13 protein-coding genes are annotated in these 15,971 nt (G+C 72.4%); 6 read left to right on the forward strand and 7 right to left on the reverse strand.

Annotated elements, in window-relative coordinates:
* Both CED_RS25295 and CED_RS11265 read right to left on the reverse strand, forming a co-directional pair.
* Nucleotides 1-464, reverse strand: a 464-nt coding sequence (locus tag CED_RS25295) for an endonuclease/exonuclease/phosphatase family protein (RefSeq protein WP_235187029.1), incomplete at its 3' end; no start/stop codon positions are given.
* A 28-nt stretch (nt 465-492) separates the two neighbouring features.
* On the reverse strand, nt 493-1,992 hold the full coding sequence (locus tag CED_RS11265; RefSeq protein ID WP_035910376.1) for a helix-turn-helix domain-containing protein: 1,500 nt from the start codon (nt 1,990-1,992) through the stop codon (nt 493-495).
* 104 nt (nt 1,993-2,096) lie between these two features.
* Here CED_RS11265 and CED_RS11270 point away from each other — a divergent pair, with 104 nt between their 5' ends.
* Nucleotides 2,097-3,398, forward strand: a complete 1,302-nt coding sequence (locus CED_RS11270; RefSeq protein ID WP_011438170.1) for a pitrilysin family protein — start codon at nt 2,097-2,099, stop codon at nt 3,396-3,398.
* Nucleotides 3,395-4,741, forward strand: coding sequence for a pitrilysin family protein (locus tag CED_RS11275; protein ID WP_035910379.1), 1,347 nt, complete (start codon nt 3,395-3,397; stop codon nt 4,739-4,741). The genes CED_RS11270 and CED_RS11275 overlap by 4 nt, the downstream gene beginning before the upstream one ends.
* A 64-nt stretch (nt 4,742-4,805) precedes the next feature.
* On the opposite strand, the gene CED_RS11280 is transcribed toward CED_RS11275, so the two are convergent.
* Both CED_RS11280 and CED_RS11285 read right to left on the reverse strand, forming a co-directional pair.
* A complete protein-coding gene (locus CED_RS11280) occupies nt 4,806-5,969 on the reverse strand; it encodes a GAF and ANTAR domain-containing protein (RefSeq protein WP_035910381.1) in 1,164 nt (387 codons plus the stop codon).
* Between the two features lie 113 nt (nt 5,970-6,082).
* On the reverse strand, nt 6,083-6,322 hold the full coding sequence (locus CED_RS11285) for a mycoredoxin (RefSeq protein ID WP_011438167.1): 240 nt from the start codon (nt 6,320-6,322) through the stop codon (nt 6,083-6,085).
* 94 nt (nt 6,323-6,416) lie between these two features.
* Between CED_RS11285 and CED_RS11290 the strand changes: the two genes are divergently transcribed.
* From CED_RS11290 to CED_RS26165, 4 genes are all read left to right on the forward strand, one after another.
* Nucleotides 6,417-8,657 (forward strand): ATP-dependent DNA helicase UvrD2, encoded by a 2,241-nt coding sequence (locus tag CED_RS11290; protein WP_035910383.1) that lies wholly within the window; start codon nt 6,417-6,419, stop codon nt 8,655-8,657.
* 184 nt (nt 8,658-8,841) lie between these two features.
* On the forward strand, nt 8,842-9,117 hold the full coding sequence (locus CED_RS11295) for a hypothetical protein (protein ID WP_011438165.1): 276 nt from the start codon (nt 8,842-8,844) through the stop codon (nt 9,115-9,117).
* Nucleotides 9,118-9,227: 110 nt separating this feature from the next.
* Nucleotides 9,228-9,518: a WhiB family transcriptional regulator gene (locus CED_RS11300; protein WP_011438164.1), complete on the forward strand. Its 291-nt coding sequence runs from the start codon at nt 9,228-9,230 to the stop codon at nt 9,516-9,518.
* Nucleotides 9,519-10,214: 696 nt separating this feature from the next.
* A complete protein-coding gene (locus CED_RS26165) occupies nt 10,215-11,177 on the forward strand; it encodes an alkaline phosphatase family protein (RefSeq protein ID WP_369807821.1) in 963 nt (320 codons plus the stop codon).
* A gap of 17 nt (nt 11,178-11,194) precedes the next feature.
* On the opposite strand, the gene CED_RS11310 is transcribed toward CED_RS26165, so the two are convergent.
* From CED_RS11310 to CED_RS11320, 3 genes are all read right to left on the reverse strand, one after another.
* Nucleotides 11,195-12,919, reverse strand: a complete 1,725-nt coding sequence (locus CED_RS11310; protein ID WP_023841364.1) for an AarF/ABC1/UbiB kinase family protein — start codon at nt 12,917-12,919, stop codon at nt 11,195-11,197.
* A 113-nt stretch (nt 12,920-13,032) separates the two neighbouring features.
* A complete protein-coding gene (locus CED_RS11315; protein ID WP_035910385.1) occupies nt 13,033-14,313 on the reverse strand; it encodes a ThiF family adenylyltransferase in 1,281 nt (426 codons plus the stop codon).
* 177 nt (nt 14,314-14,490) lie between these two features.
* Nucleotides 14,491-15,858, reverse strand: a complete 1,368-nt coding sequence (locus CED_RS11320) for a zinc-dependent metalloprotease (RefSeq protein ID WP_035910387.1) — start codon at nt 15,856-15,858, stop codon at nt 14,491-14,493.
* Nucleotides 15,859-15,971: the final 113 nt, after the last annotated feature.

Raw genomic sequence — 15,971 nt, forward strand, 5'->3', positions numbered from 1 at the left:
CNCNCGGCCGNCTCCNCCCGCGCGGCGATCGCGGCCCGCGGCTCGTCGTCGAGCATGATCAGNCGNCCCCGCCTGTCCGGACCCCCCGGTATCGCGATCGGGGACCGCACCGGCGCCCGGCCGAGGTCGATCACTCGCCACTCACGGACGGGCAGCCGGCTGATCAGAGCGATGCCGTACGCCGGCTCGTCGTCCCGGCGCTGCCCGTCAGCCGGCCGCCAGCCCACGCCGGGCGTGCCGAAGACGGTGGGGACGAACCGCCAGTCGTCGTCGCCGGCTCCGATCATCGCCGCCGCCTCCGCGGCGAGGTCCAGCCCACCCGATCGTGGCTGGTCGAGATCGACCTCCTGGAGCCCGAGGACGTCCACGCCGAGAGCGGAGACGGCCGCGGCGAAGCGGGCGGGCTCGACCGTCCCATCCGTGAGCGACAGGCCGTGCATGATGTTGAAGGAGCCCAGCCGCACGCCTGGACCGTATCGGATGCGGGGTCCGTCACGGCCCGAGTGGCCGNCCCCGCACCGCCGCGGGACGGCGGGAGCCCGGGCCCCGGCCCTCGTCCGTGTCCTCGCGGACCGCGGCGCTCACCGGGTCGGTGGCCACGTCCTCGGCGCCCCCGGCGCGCAGCACCAGTTCGAGATCGAAGCGGGTGTCAGGGTCCTCCAGACATGGTCCGAACAGCTCGCGAAGCTGGTTGACCCGGTAGCGGACGGTCTGCGGATGGATGTGCAACCGCTCGGCGATCAGCCCGCGCTGCCCCCGCAGGGTCAGCCAGTGCAGGAGGGTCTCGGCCAGCCGTTCCCTGGTCCGGTCGGGCAGCCCGTCAAGGGGGGCGAGCCGGCGGGACGCGAGGTCGGTGATGAGCCCGGGGTCGCTGGCCAGCAGCAGGGCGCTGAGATGTTCGTCGGTGAACAGGGGGTCGGCCGCGGCGATACCGCGAAGCCGCCCGGCGCTGCGGGCATCGCAGGCGAACCTCGCCCGCGCCGCGCTCGCCGCCGCCTGACCCCACGGCACGGCCGGTCCCACCACCGCGGCGAGCCCGGCGAGCTGTTTCGCCAGTGCCGCCCGGGTGGCCGCCCGCTCGGTTGAGCCGACGAACACCCAGATGTCTGCCCCCTGCACGGCGCGGGGGCAGCCCGAGGGCAACCGGGAGGGGAGCGAGCCTGCCCAGGGGTCGGCCTCGTGGTCGGCCTCGTGGTCGGCCTCGTGGTCGGCCTCGTGGTCGGCTTCGCCGTCAGCCGGGTGGGTGGCCGCGGAGCCGGTCGGGGCGGGGACGAGCACGGCGGCCAGCCGGCCGGGCAGCCGCACGTTGCCGGAACGGGCGACCTGCGCGATCGCCCCGCCGGCCGCGCCGGACAGCAGCATCTCGCCCAGCCGGTCCCACAGCCGCTCCAGTTCACCGGCCGCGGTGTACTGCTCGGAGGCGTAGCCCTCGGCGGAGGCCGCGGAGATGCCGTCGATGTAGGCGAACATCATCTCGGCGAGGGACACCAGCGCCGGGCCGTCCAGCCCGCCGCGGCGGGCCGCCGCCTCCCCGAGGCGCCGCCAGGAGACGCGGGCGCCCACCCGGTAGGCGCTCAGCAGGTTGTCCAACGACCGTCCCGCGTACACCTCGCCGCGGCCGAGACGGACATAAACCTCCCGGCTGGCGGCGAGGTCGACAGTGCAGTGGGGACCGGCCTCGACCAGGCTGAGGAAGCGGAACAACGCCTCGTCGACTCCGCGGCGCACCCCATGGCCGAACTTGCCCTCCAGCGGGCGCGCGTAGGCGGGAACCTCCCGGGCGATCGCGGCGATAATCTCTTCACCCAGAGCGTCGAACTCGGCAGCGAGGATCTCGCTCAGCCCGGCTGGAAACTGTCCCNTGAGGACAGTTTGCCGCCCGACCGTCGCAATCTCCCGCACCTCGTCGTCTGGGCGGGGCCGCCCGTGGTCGTCGCCGACGGCCGGCGGAATCGGTCCCGGGCGGGTCGGGGCACGGCCTCCCGTGGCCATGACTTGGGATGGGCGTCCTCTTCGCCACCGGCGCGGCCCGCNGGGCAGTAGCGTTGGCAACTGTGTCCCCGCCTAGAGAACCCGGCCCGGCCGCGTCCACCGCGGTGAAGTCGGCCCTGCCGGCATCCTCCTATCCGATCGAGCGGACCCGGCTCGGTAACGGCCTGCGCGTGCTGCTCGCCCCCGACCACACCGCGCCGGTGGTGGCCGTCTCGGTGCACTACGACGTCGGGTTTCGATCCGAGCCCGAGGGCCGTACCGGATTCGCTCACCTGTTCGAGCACCTGATGTTCCAGGGCAGCGAGAACGTCGGTAAGGCCGAGCATCCGAAGCACGTCCAGGCCGCCGGCGGAATCTTCAACGGATCGACGCACCCGGACTACACGGACTATTTCGAGCTGCTCCCGGCCGGGGCGCTCGAACTGGCCCTGTTCCTGGAGGCGGACCGGATGCGGGCGCCGAAGATCACCCGCCAGAACCTGGACAACCAGATCGCCGTGGTGCAGGAGGAGATCCGGGTCAACGTCCTGAACCGCCCCTACGGGGGATTTCCCTGGATCAAGCTGCCGCCGGTCGCGTTCGACACCTTTCCGAACGCCCACAACGGCTACGGGGATTTCTCCGAGCTCGAGGCCGCGAGCTTGGACGACGCCGAGGACTTCTTCGACAAGTACTACGCACCGGGCAACGCCGTGCTGACCATCGTCGGCGACATCGACCCGGAGGAGACGCTCACCTTCGTCCACCGGTACTTCGGTGACATCCCCGCCCGCTCGGTGCCGACGCGGGTGAGTTTCGCCGAGCCGGTGCCGAGCACCGAGCGCCGGGCGGTGCTGACCGACCCGCTCGCGCCGCGCGCCGCCCTGGCGGTCGGCTACCGGGTGCCCGACCCGATCGGAGACCTGTCCACCTACCTGTCCTACTACCTGCTCACCGAGATCCTCAGCGACGGCGACGCCAGCCGGCTCGAACGCCGCCTGGTGCAGAAGGATCGCTCGGTCATCGGTGTGAGCACCTACCTTGGCACCTTCGGGGATCCGTTCGAGCAGCGTGACCCGCTGCTGCTGACCCTGGAGGCCCGCCAGTCCGAGGACGCGAGCGCGGACGCCGTCCTCGCCGCCGTCGACGAGGAACTGGCGCGGCTGGCGGGCGAGGGCCTGGCGGACGGCGAGCTGGAGCGGGTGCAGGCGCGGGTGGCGTCCTCGCTGCTGCGTGAGTCCGACGACGCGCTGGGACGGGCACTCGCCATGGCCGTGCATGAGCTGCAACGGGGACGTCCCGAGTTGGTGAACGAACTGCCCGCGGAACTGTCCGCGGTGACCGGGCAGGCCGTCGCCGCGGCCGCCCGGACGCTTCTCGACCAGGGCCGCTCGGTCCTGGAGCTGCGTGCCGGCGCCGCCTCATGAGCGGCAGCGCGCTGAGCTCGACGACCACCCGGGCGGCGGTCATCCCGGCCGTGCGCCCGACCGTCCCGGCGGAGTTGCCGGCCGTCACCGACCACACTCTCGACAACGGTCTGCGGGTGCTGGTGGTGGAGCGGGCCAGTGTGCCCCTGGTCGAGGTGCGGCTGCGGATCCCCTTCGCCGGCGTCGGCGCCGTGCACCAGGCCCGGGCCGAGGTGCTCGCGGAGACGCTGTTCACCGGATCACACCGCTTCGACCGGGTGGGCCTGGCCACCGAGGTCCAGCGCCTGGGCGGATCGTTGTCGACGGGGGTTGACGCCGACCGGCTGGCCATCGTCGGTTCCGCCCTTGCGGTGAACCTCGAACCCTTGTTGGGAATCATGGCCGAGGTGCTCCTCAGCGCCACCTACCCGGACGACGAGGTCACCGGCGAACGCGACCGGATCGTCGAGGACACGGCGATCGCCTGTAGCCAGCCCGCGGTCATCGCCCGGGAGGCGCTGCTCGGCCGGCTCTTCGGTGACCACCCCTACGCCACCGGCATCGCCGAGCCGGAGACCGTCGGACAGGTCGGCCCCGAGGACGTACGGGCCCTGCACGCCGAACTGATCTCCCCGGCCGGCGCGATCCTCACCCTGGTCGGGGACGTGCCGGCGCCGCGTGCTCTCGCGGCGGTCTCCGCCGCGCTCGGCGGTTGGACGGGCGGGCCCGCGCGGACCGTCCCGCCGGTCCCAGCCCTCACCACCGGCCCGATCGTCATCGTCGACCGTCCGGGTGCCGTGCAGACCAACATCAGGCTGGGCGGACCGGCCCTGGGCCGTTCCGCGGCCGGATACCCGGCGCAGCGGCTGGCGAGCACCATCTTCGGTGGTTACTTCAGTTCCCGGCTGGTCAACAACATCCGCGAGGACAAGGGCTACACCTACTCCCCGCGCAGCTCGATCGATCACTACCAGGCAGGGTCACGGTTCACCGTCGCAGCGGACGTCGCCACCGAGGTGACCGGGCCCGCGTTGCTGGAGATCTTCTACGAGCTCGGGCGGATGGCGNTTCTNCCGCCCAGNGAGGAGGAGCTCGACGCCGCCCGCCAATACGCCGTTGGCACGTTGGCACTGGGCAGCGCGACCGCCGCCGGTCTCGCCTCGACGCTGTCGGCGCTGGCCGGGGCCGGGATCGGGGTCGAGTACCTGCGTGATCACCCGCGCGCCCTCGCCGAGGTCGGCGTGGGCGACATCCAGGCGGTGTCCGCGGACCTGCTTGCCNCGGCAAAGCTGATCACGGTGCTCGTCGGGGACGCGGCCAGGATTTCCGCGACCGTGGGGGCACTGGGCATCGTCGCGACCTGAGCACCGGGCCCGTCCCGCTCCCGGGGGTCCCGCTCCCGGGGGTCCCGCTCCCGGCGGGGCGTGCTCAGCGCCTGGTGGAGGTGGGACGCGGGGGCGCGGGGCGGGGCGCGCCGCCGCCGGGGCCCGGTGCCGGTGGTCCACCGCCCGGTGGATTGCCGCCCCGCCCACCGAGCTCGCCCGGTAGCACGGCGCGTGGGTCGCCAACCGAATCGACCACCTGCCGAGCCAGATCGTGCACCCTGCGTCCCATTCCGCGAGCGGTGCGCCGCAGCCGCTCGAAGGCCTCCCGCGGGCGGATGTGGTTACGTTCGGCGAGGACCCCGATGGCCTGTTCCACGATTACGCGGGAGGCCAGCGCGTGTTCCAGCTGGACGACGGACAGCCGGAGCTGCTCGACCTCGCTCAGGTCACGATCGGGGCGGCGGGGTCGGCCGGGCGGGGCGAGATCCTCGGCCAGCAGATCGGCGAGCACCATTGCCGAGAGGAGGTCGCCGACCGGCCGGATCTCGGCTCCGGGGCCCTCCACGACCCACCCGGCGGGAGTACGTCGAAGGCGCATGTCCGAGGGGGTCCGGNGGGGGCCGGTTCCCGCCCCGGTTCCGCCCGCCGCGGACGGCGGTCCGGGCCGGTCCGGCCCGGCCCGGCCCGGCGGTCCGGGTCGGGCCGCCCGCGCGATGGTCTGCGGGGTGGGTATCCGCCCCGGTGGGCGCGGGGTCGCCGGTGGGCCCGGCGGGGGCGGGCCGCCGGGCGGGCGGGGACCGTTCGCGGAGACCGTCGGCGGGCTCGGCGCGGGAACGTCCCCGGTGACCGCGAGTGCATCGGCTACCCCGCGCAGCAGGGCCAGGATGTCGGCCGATACGATCACCTTGCTACGGTCCAGGCCGACGAGGAGGCCCACCAGCCGACCGTCCGTGCGGACCACCGGCATCGTGACATGGCTGCGTATCCCGAGCTGGCGGTATTCGGCCGTGTCGGATCCGGCGTGCGTCGGGTCAAGACCGGACGCCGTGGCGGGCGTGCCGTCGAGCACGCGGGCGACCAGGCTGTCCCCCCGGGGATAGTGCGTTCCCTCGTCGAGACCAGGGGAGGGACCTGTTACCCGGAGATAGCTCGCGGTCGTCGTCGATACCACGACGAAACAGGCCGTCTCCATCCGGTGAAGGGCACTGGCGGCCCGCAGCGCGGCATCGACGGTGCTCCACGCCTGTTCTGAAGGTGCTGACGACACAGGCCGAACTCTCCCACAAACTTCACGGGCAGTAACGGACACCGTCCCACGAGCCGGCCGCGTGTGCAGTGGGAAGGTAAGAACTCCCGAGATGTCGTTGCTCTACGTATCCGTTATGCGGCAGAAGTGGCCTTCTCTGTGACTTGGCGAAGGCTCGGGTTCGTCATCACAGTGCCATCGGGAAAGAGCACGGTCGGCACGGTCGCGTTCCCGTTGTTCGCATCGCGGACACGTTGCTCTGCTGTCGGGTCCTGCTCGATATCAACGGTCGTGTACTCGATGCCGGCATGGTCGAGTTGGCGCTTCAGCCGAACACAGTAGCCACACCAGGAAGTCGTGTAGATCGTGAGCACGAAAGGGCCTCCAAGCCGCTGGTGACACAACGGTTCATGTAACCCCACCGCGGCGCCGTCGGTTCCCGCCGCGCGGCGGGGACTACCGTATCGGATGATGTCCGGACCGCCTGCCCTCGCCGCCCAGGCCGCCCGTGTGCGATCGGGCAACGATCTGCTCGCCGCGCTCGATCCCGAACAGCGGGCCGCGGCCGGAGCCCCGCTCGGACCGGTCTGCATCCTCGCCGGCGCCGGTACAGGTAAGACACGCACCATCACCCATCGAGTCGCGCACATGGTCGCGCAGGGGGGGGTCGGGCCGGGCCAGATCCTGGCGGTGACCTTCACGGCCAGGGCTGCGGGAGAGCTGCGCGGCCGGTTGCGGGCCATGGGTGTCGATGGAGTGCAGGCCAGGACGTTCCATTCCGCGGCTCTCAAGCAACTGTTGTACTTCTGGCCGTCGGTCGCCGGGGTCGCGCTGCCCAAGGTGGAGAAGAGCAAGATCCCGTACGTGGTGCGGGCGGCCGCCCGCCTGCACCTGCGGCCGGACCGGGCCGAGCTGCGCGACCTCACCTCGGAGGTCGAGTGGGCGAAGACGACGCTTGTGACCCCGGCGGACTACGCCCGGATGGCGGCGGCGAGCGGGCGGGAGACCGCCGCTCCCCCCGAGACGGTCGCCCGGCTCTACGCCGCGTACGAGGAGGTCAAGCGCGACGCCGGTGTGATCGACATGGAGGATCTGCTGCTGCTGACCGCGGCGATGATCGAGGAGCACAGCTGGGTCGCGGCCGAGGTGAGGGCCAGATACCGCCATTTCGTCGTTGACGAGTATCAGGATGTCAACGACCTGCAACAGCGTGTCCTCGACGCCTGGCTGGGGGAGCGCGACAGCCTCTGTGTCGTCGGGGACCCCCATCAGACGATCTATTCGTTCACCGGGGCGTCGCCCGAGCACCTGCTCGGATTCCCGCGCCGGTTCCCGGACGCGGCCGTGGTGCGTCTGATCCGAGACTACCGGTCCACCCCCCAGGTGGTCGGACTCGCGAACACCCTGATGCGGGCGGCCCCGGCGGCCCGCCTCGTCGCCGCTCGCCCGGACGGTCCCGCCCCGGTGTGGCTGGAGTGCGACAGCGAGCCGGCGGAAGCCGCCGCGGTGGCGTCCCGGATCCGCCGGCTGCTCGACCAGGGCGTGCCGGCGAGTGAGATCGCCGTGCTGTACCGCACGAATGCCCAGTCCGAGGCGTATGAGGCGGCGATCGGCGGGGCCGGTATCGCCTACCTGCTCCGGGGCGGGGAGAAGTTCTTCGAGCGGACCGAGGTCGTCGCGGCCATGAGGTTGCTGCGGGCCGCGGTGCGCTCCGCCGACACCGACCGCCCGGAGGGACTCACGGCCGCTGTCGCCGACATCCTCGCGGCGCTCGGCTGGCGGGCGGACCAGCCGACGGTGGGCTCGGGCGCCGAGCGGGAACAGTGGGAGAACCTCGCCGCGCTGCACCGGCTGGCCGGCGATCTCGCCGCCCGTTCGCCCGAGGCCGACCTCGAGGCCTTCGTCGCCGAGCTCGGCGACCGCGCGACCCACGAGCATCAGCCGACGGTGCAGGGGGTGACCCTGTCGACCCTGCACACCGCCAAGGGCCTGGAATGGGATGCGGTGTTCCTCGTCGGGCTGACCGAGGNCACGCTTCCCCTCGTCCATGCCAGGACCGCCGAGCAGATCGCCGAGGAACGTCGCCTGCTCTACGTCGGGGTGACCAGGGCCCGTAGGCACCTCGTCCTGTCCTGGGCGCTGTCCCGGGCGGAGGGCGGCCGGCGGTCGAGGCGGCCGTCTCGCTTCCTCGACGATCTGCGTCCGATGCGCCGGGAGTCCGCGGCCGGCGTCCGCCACGGGGGGCGAGGCGAGGGCACGAGGCCCGTGGCCGGGGCGGAGGAGACCGGCCCGGGTCGGTCCCGGAGCAGGTCGGCGGTGCGGTGCCGGACGTGCGGCCGGTCGTTGACGGGTGTGCACGCGCGGGTCGGGCGCTGCGAGGGCTGCCCCGGCGACGTCGACGCCGCGCTGTTCGAGCGCCTGCGGGTGTGGCGTTCGGCGCGGGCGAAGGAACAGGGGGCACCGGCCTTCGTCGTCTTCACCGACGCCACGCTGCAGGCGATCGCCGAGAGCCGGCCGGGCACGGTGGCCGAGCTCGTGCGGCTGCCCGGCATCGGACAGGCCAAACTCGACCGTTACGGGGAGGAGGTACTCGCCCTCGTCGCGGGGCGCACGCCGCCGGTCGGGTCGCCGCCGGTCGGGTCGCCGCCGGTCGGGTCGCCGCCGGTGGTGGAGTCACTGGGGTCCGACACGCCGCCCGACGCTTCGTAACTGGAAGTGTTCGCGGCGCAACACAGAAAATATGTTGTGGTTCGCGCGGCGAGCTTCTACCGTTACCGAGGACGCCTGAAGCGGGCATGTGGAGTGACACCCGTCCGGGTCCCACGGACTCCGGGTCCCACGGACTCCCGAGCCCACGGACTCCCGAGCCCACAGAGAAGGAGGTGATTTCGTCGTGTTCAGCATCGTGATGGACAGAGCTGTCGCCGAGATCACCCGTCCGTGGGAGAACCGGCACGGCGCGGCATTGATGAGTGCCGCCATCGGTGCCGTCGTCGGTGCGTCCGCAGGCCGTGGCACGTCCGCCGCCGTCCCCACGGTCCAAGCCGATGATCTGTCGGCCCAGGAGTCCGCGTTCCCGAACCCGGCGGGGGGCGTGGCGCTGGCGTCCGGCTATGCACACCGTCACTTCACCTTCCGGGGATCCGCCCACGATCCGCTCCTGGACTAGCGCCGACTGGAGCCGAATCCGAGGCCGCGGATCCCGATGGGGACTGCGGCCTTTGTCGTTTCGCTTCCTTCATCCCACCCGAAGACCAACCTGTCTCGGAGGTGACATCGGTGTTCGACCCCTCGGTCGTTTCCCGGATCGAGCGGGATCGTCTCGTCCTGCCCTGCTGGGACGTAGATCCTGACATGTTCTTCGCTGAGTCCCCGGCGGACGTGGAGACCGCCAAGGCCGTCTGCCGGACCTGTCCCATCCGGGCGGCGTGCCTGTCCGCCGCGCTGGACCGTGCCGAGCCCTGGGGAGTGTGGGGCGGCGAACTGCTGGTGACCGGCAGCGTCGTCCCGCGTAAGCGGCCCCGCGGCCGTCCGCGCAAGGAGCGCAAGGAAGAAGAGGTCGCCGCCTGAGCCCCCGTGCCACCCGTTGATCACACGGGGGCGGCGGTGGCATCGCCGCACCAGCACGGGCGGGACACCGGATCGTCGGTGTTCCGCCCACCGGTGTTGCCGCGCTTTTCTTCCGCTGGTGCCTGCGGCCCCGGTACTGTTCCGGCGTGCCCAGCAGCGAGCGTGTCTACCCGGTGTCCACAGGTGCGGGTCCGGCCGGAGCGCCGGGACTGGCCGCATCCGACGATCTTTCTCTGGCCGTTGCCATCCTCACCGGTCCCGAGCTGGCCGCGATCGTGGATCTCGTGGCCTGGGTCGATTCCGGCTGGCTCTACGTGGCGAACGCGATCGGTTCGTCGCGGTTGCCGGTGGCCGATCCGGACGGTCCCCGGGAACTTCGCTTCGGGCGTGATCCGCTCGGGTCGGAGGATCCGATGCACGGCGTGCCGCTCGCGGCGGCGCTCGCCGACCCGTCACCACCGAACGAGCGCAACTCCTACCCGTTCGCCGGACGGCGACTGCTGTCCGCCTTCGCCGATCCCAGCCGTTCACCCGATCTGATCGTCGTACACACCCCCCGGCACTACTGGCCCGACCGCGGCGGCCACCTGGGTGAGCACGGATCGTTGGATGCCGGCCAGTCCCGGGCTCCGCTGATCCTGTCCGGCGCGGGTCATCGACATCGGACCCACCCTCGCGGCCCTCGCCGGCGTGACCATGGCGGATGTGGAGGGGACGCCGCTCACCGATCTGGTGGGGCCAGGGGCCCGGCACGTCGTCGGCCTGCTCTGGGACGGGGCCAACAGCAACGACGTCCTGCACCTCGCGCACGCCGGCGAGCTGCCGGGGGTCGCGCGTCTGCTTGCCACCGGGACGGCCCTGACCGGCGGCGCGATCGCCGAGTTCCCCAGCGTCACGTTGACCAACCACACCTCCGCGCTCACCGGAGTCGGGCCGGGCCGGCACGGCATCCTGCACAACGTGTACTTCGACCGGGCGACCGGCGAGCAGGTCATCGTCAACGACGTGCGGACCTGGCATTCCGCGTGCGATCAGCTTCGGGACGGGGTGGAGACGCTGTTCGAGGCCCTCGCGCGCGACCGACCCGGGGCGACCAGCGCCTGCGTGAACGAACCGGTCGACCGGGGTGCGGACTACTCGACCTTCGGGCTCGTGCGGGCCGCCGGTAACCACGGCGGGGCCGGCGATATGGGGGNCTACCTGCCTGCGGCCGACGGCGACCCGCACGCCACCGCCCGCTGGGTAGGGGAGAACGCCGACTATGCCTGGTCCACCCGGGTGGACGCGCTCGGCCTCGCGCAGGTCCAGCAGCTCTGGGCGGCGGACGCGGTGCCCCCGGACCTGATGTGGTGGAACACCACCATCACCGACACCGGGCATCACGGGGGCGGCCCGTACTCCGAGCAGGCCCGCGCCGCGCTGCGGGACGCGGACGCCCGGTTGTGCGCCTTCCTCGACCTGCTCGCCGAGCGGGATCTGCTGGCCGAGACCGCGATCCTGCTGACCGCCGACCACGGCTCGGAGGCGGCGGATCCCACCTGCCAGGGCGACTGGGGGGCTGCGCTGCGCGCCGCCGGGGTGCGTTTCCGGGACGAGGGATACGGCTTCCTGTACCTCGGCGTCGACATCGTTGACATCGTCGAGCAGCCGGGGGGTTGACCCGCCGGGCCAGCCCGTCAATAAGCGTCGGTCACGGTTGCGGGGTCGGAGAACGACTCCTCGTCCGGTGCCCGGCGCGGGGCGGCCTTGCGGCCCGACCCGGGTCGAGCCGCGGCGGAGCGGTTCGCCGGGGTAGAGGGCCGGCTCGGTTCGGCCGGCTCGGCCTGTAGGGGCAGCGCCGCGGGGGCGGTGGCCAGGTCGTCGGCAGTCGCCGGAGCGGTGTCGGCCGCCGACCTCCCGGCCTTGCGGGCCTTGGTCGTCCTGCCGGTCCGTCCTGGTCTGCGGGGTTTGCGCGGGCCGGGCAACCCGCCGGCCAGAACGACCGGGCCGTCCAGCGGCCGGACGATTCCGGCCTCGTCCTGGACGGGGAGAGCGGGCAGGGGACGACCGGGCCGGTTGGCGTCCTCGGCCGCGCGGGCGGTCGCCGTCCCCGGTTCGGCGAACCCGGGTTGCCAGCGCTCCATCTCGTCCCGGAAGCGGCCGGTGCTGCCCAGCTGGCACAGGATGCCGATCGCGCCGAGTGTCACCCGGTGGATGAGCAGGTACGACGGCGGCAGATTGAGCTGGCGACCGAGCTGTGCCGCCGCCGACCGCCAGTCTCCGAGCCTGGCGGCCTCCTTGCGCAGCCAGCCTCGGGAGAAGGTGAACTCCTCCACCGCGATCGGCTCCAGCATCGGGGCCAGATAATCCAGCAGGTCCTCGGCTCGGATTTCGGCCGACGGCGGGATGAAGCCCTCGCGGCGCAGTCCCTGCTCGACGGCGTCGGCGTCCCCGGCCAGGGTCTGTCGAGCCAGCCGGCCGATCGGCGCCGGCAGGCCGTCCGGCAGGCGGTTCACGGCGCCGAAGTCCAGGACGCCGAGCCGCCCGTCGGACAGCAGGCGGAAGTTGCCGGGATGCGGATCAGCGTGCAGCAGACCGGCGCGACCCGGGCAGGAATAGAGAAACCGCACGAGCAGCAGGCCGGCGGTGTCGCGCTGCTGCGGGGTACCGTCCGCGATGATGACGGACAGGGGTATTCCCTCGATCCACTCGCTCACGAGCACCCGGCCAGAACCGGCCAGCGGCCGGGGGATGACGACGTCCGGGTCGTCCGCGTACGCCTCGGCGAAGGCCCCCTGCCAGGCGGCCTCCAACCGATAGTCGAGCTCCTCGGCGATTCGGGCCTTGAGCTCCTCGACCAGCGGCTTGATGTCCAATCCGGGAGTGACCGCGCCGAACAGCCGAGCGGCCCGGCCGAGCTGGGTGAGATCGGCGAGCAGAGCGGGACCCGCTCCCGGATACTGCACCTTCACCGCGACGGCTCGGCCGTCAGCCCAGACCGCCCGATGCACCTGGCCGATGCTGGCCGCCGCTGCCGGAACGTCGTCGAAGCTCGTGAACAGCGAGCGCCAGTCCGCTCCGAGCTCCTCGGCGAGCACGCGGTGCACCACTGCCGCCGGCAGCGGGGGCGCCGCCTCCTGCAGCCTGGTCAGCGCCGCCCGGTATGGCCCGGCGACGTCGTCGGGAAGCACCGCCTCGAAGACGGACAGCGCCTGGCCCAGTTTCATGGCGCCACCCTTGAGCTCCCCGAGCACCCGGAAGATCTGCGCGGCGGTGCGCTGCTGGAGCTCGGAGGCGACGGCCTCGGCGGGGCGACCACCGATGCGTTTGCCGACGCCGAGGGTGGCTCGGCCGGCTATTCCGATGGGAAGCGTGGCCAGCTTGGCGGTGCGGACGACGGCCCGCCGTGGGATCTCGGACACTGCTCCATCGTGCCCTGTTCCGCGTCGTCACGGGTGCCGGCCAGGCGTAATGACTCCAGGACGCCAAATGACTCCAGGACGCCGGCGCGGCGACCGCCCGCGGGGTGGAACGGTCACGCGGGTGCCACCGGCGCAGAGGCCTCCGCCGACGCGGCCGCCGATCGGGCGGTGCGGCAGGGACAGTTGGGGTGGACCGGCCAGGTGCGTCGGCGAATCCGCCAGCCGGGAACGGTGAACTCCAGCGTGCCGTCGGCGGTCACCGGTAGGACCGCGGTCACCGGTAGGACCGTGCGCGGGGAAGTCAATGTAATGAAGGTCTCATTATGGCTGCTTGCTGTCGGTGGCAGATGGTCCGAGTTGTCGGGATGTTGGCCCGGGGCGGGTCCCGTGACGCCGGACAGGTCGGGNGGGGNAGATAGGGCAGATAGGGCAGATAGGGCGGATAGGTCGGGTGGAGGCGAGGCGGCGAGGTCCAGAAAGGCCAGGGCCTGCATGGCGGTGAGCGCGGCGACAAGACCCGCCAGGGTGATCTCGCAGGCGTCCGGCCCGGTGGCCGGGCGGTGGACCATCTGCATGGCGAGCACCGGCCAGACCGGGTTCCGGGAGTACCGGTGGAGGTGCTGGCAGTGCAGGCACGCGGTCACGGTCGGCACGACGAGCGGACCGACGATCCCCGTGGTCTCCCGCACTCCGGCCACGAGATGGGCGGTGCCTCGGCCTTCCAGATCGAGGCACTCCCCAGGGTGGATCATCGGCAGACCGACCGGAGCCAGCACGATCAGATCCGCGGCGAACCGGTCCTCGTCGGGCCGACGGTGCCCGGCGCCCTGCCGGCTGGCCCGGGTCACCGCCGCGCCGGTGGCCAGGGACCGGGGACGCCCCACGTCGTCGAGGCGCAGGCCGCCCGGGGAGACGTCGGCGGCGGTCGTCACCTCGGGATCGTCGATGACGACCCGACCGATCCCGGCCGCGGCGAGCAGGGCCGCGACCTGAGCACCGACGCGACCGGCGCCGCGCACGAGGACCCGCATCGCCCGGCGGGTGGCGAGGACCCGGCGGGCACCGGCCGGATCCTCCGACACCAGGGACAGCGCCGCCAGGTCGGGCGACAGACGGTCATGCTCGACCGCGGGCAGCGGTGCCGCACCGGGAGGCGCCGTGGCGTCGTCCAGCAGACCGGCCTCGGCGAGCAGGTCGAGCAGGACCCGGCCGGCGGGAGTGCCATCGAGACGCAGCTGCTCCAGCGTGCGGCTGCCGTCGAGGGCGTCGAGCAGGGCGGCGTCCGACGGGGCCAGGTCGGCGAGGATGACGGCGCGTGCGGTGTCGATACCGAGCTGCAGGGTGGAGCTGTTGTGCCAGAGCCGGCGCAGGCCCGGCTTGAGGATCGGGCGCATGGATCCTCCGGGTGTTCCCGCCGGCCGGTTGAGGCCGGGGAATCGGACCAGGACGGGCCGGTCACGGCGACCGGCGGATCCTCAGCGTGGCACGTCCGACCGGCGAAGGATGAACACCCGTGGATCGCTGTGGACGTGCTGTGGACGAAACTGTGGATCATCACTGGTCCGTCCGGGTTACCTGTCCGGGTTGTCCGGCCCGTCGGATCCGCCATCGGCGGGNGGGGNGCCGCGGNGNTTNTCGATTTNACCNATCGGGTCGTCGAGCGCGCTCGACGACGCGCCGGACACGAACGCCTCCGGGGCGGCGAGATCTGCCGCGGTGGGCAGCAGATCGGGATGCGCCCACAGCGCGTCGCGACCCTCGTGACCCCGGGCCTCCCGTACCGCCTCCCACAGGGCGGCGGCCTCCCGCAGCTTGCGTGGCCGCAGGGAGAGACCGACCAGCGTGGCGAAGGTCTGCTCGCCCGGACCGCCTTCGGCGCGACGGCGCCGCACCATCTCGCGCAGTTTGCCCGCGGCCGGCAGATGACCGGTGGCCGCGGCGTCCGTCACATGATCGACCCAGCCCTCGATCAGCGCGAGGATCAGTTCGAGACGGGCGAGCGCGGCCTTCTGCTCGGGGGTGGTGGCGTCGCTGAACACGTCCTCGCCGAGCGCCTCCGACAGCCGTTCAGGGTTCATCAACGCCGTCGGGTCGACCATCCGCATCACCCGTCCGACGGCCTCGGTATCCACCGCGATGCCGCGGGCGTACTCCTCCACCGCGCCCAGGACGTGGGCGCGTAGCCAGGGGACGTGCGCGAACAGCCGGCTGGACGCGGCCTCCCGCAGCGCCAGGTAGATGCGGACCTCGTCCTCGGGGATCTCCAGGCCCTGACCGAAGGCGACGACACCCGCCGGGATCAGGGCGGCGGTCCCGACCGGTCCGAGTGGCAGCCCGACCTCAGTGGAGGAGACGACCTCGGCGGCCAGGGTGCCGATCGCCTGCCCCACCTGGGCGCCGAACAGCATCCCGCCGACCCGGTCCATCATCTGCATGATCGGGCCGCCGGTGGCCATCAGCCCGCTGAGGTCGAGCCCCGGGGGCAGCGCGCCGCGCAGCTCACTCGGCAGCTCGATCCCGCCACCACCGAGGTGGTTCAGCCCGCTGGAGATCCCAGTGCGCATCGCCTCGGCGACCTTCGTGGCGATCGGGTCGCAGAGGGTCTGCCAGACCGGCAGGGTCTTCTCGATCCACTCCTGCCGCGACCAGGCCTGCGCCGCCGTGGCTCCGGCCGGCAGCGAGGTCACCGCGTCGAGCCAGACGTCGGCGATCCGTATCGCCTCGCTCACCGGCTCCCGCTGGGCCGTGGACACCGCGGAGTCGGTGTCGCCGAGGGACCTGACGGCCACCTGGCGGGCCAGCTCCCAGTTGACCGGACCGCCATGCCAGGACAGCAGCCGTTCGAGCTCGGCAAAGAACGGGGCGCCGCCACCGAAGGGGGGCCGGGGCTCGTCGCCGCCGCCAGCGGGCGTGAAGCCGAACGGGAAGTTGCCACTCATCGGCCGTAGCCTCCTCGGGAGGCGGGCAGTCGCACGCACGGTTGGCACATGAACCCACGGTAATGCGTTTTCTGCCCGACGGGCGAAACGGCGCTGGCCCCGACCGTTACGGT

Origin of the sequence: Frankia sp. CeD, from assembly GCF_000732115.1 — a bacterium.
Taxonomy (GTDB): domain Bacteria; phylum Actinomycetota; class Actinomycetes; order Frankiales; family Frankiaceae; genus Frankia; species Frankia casuarinae.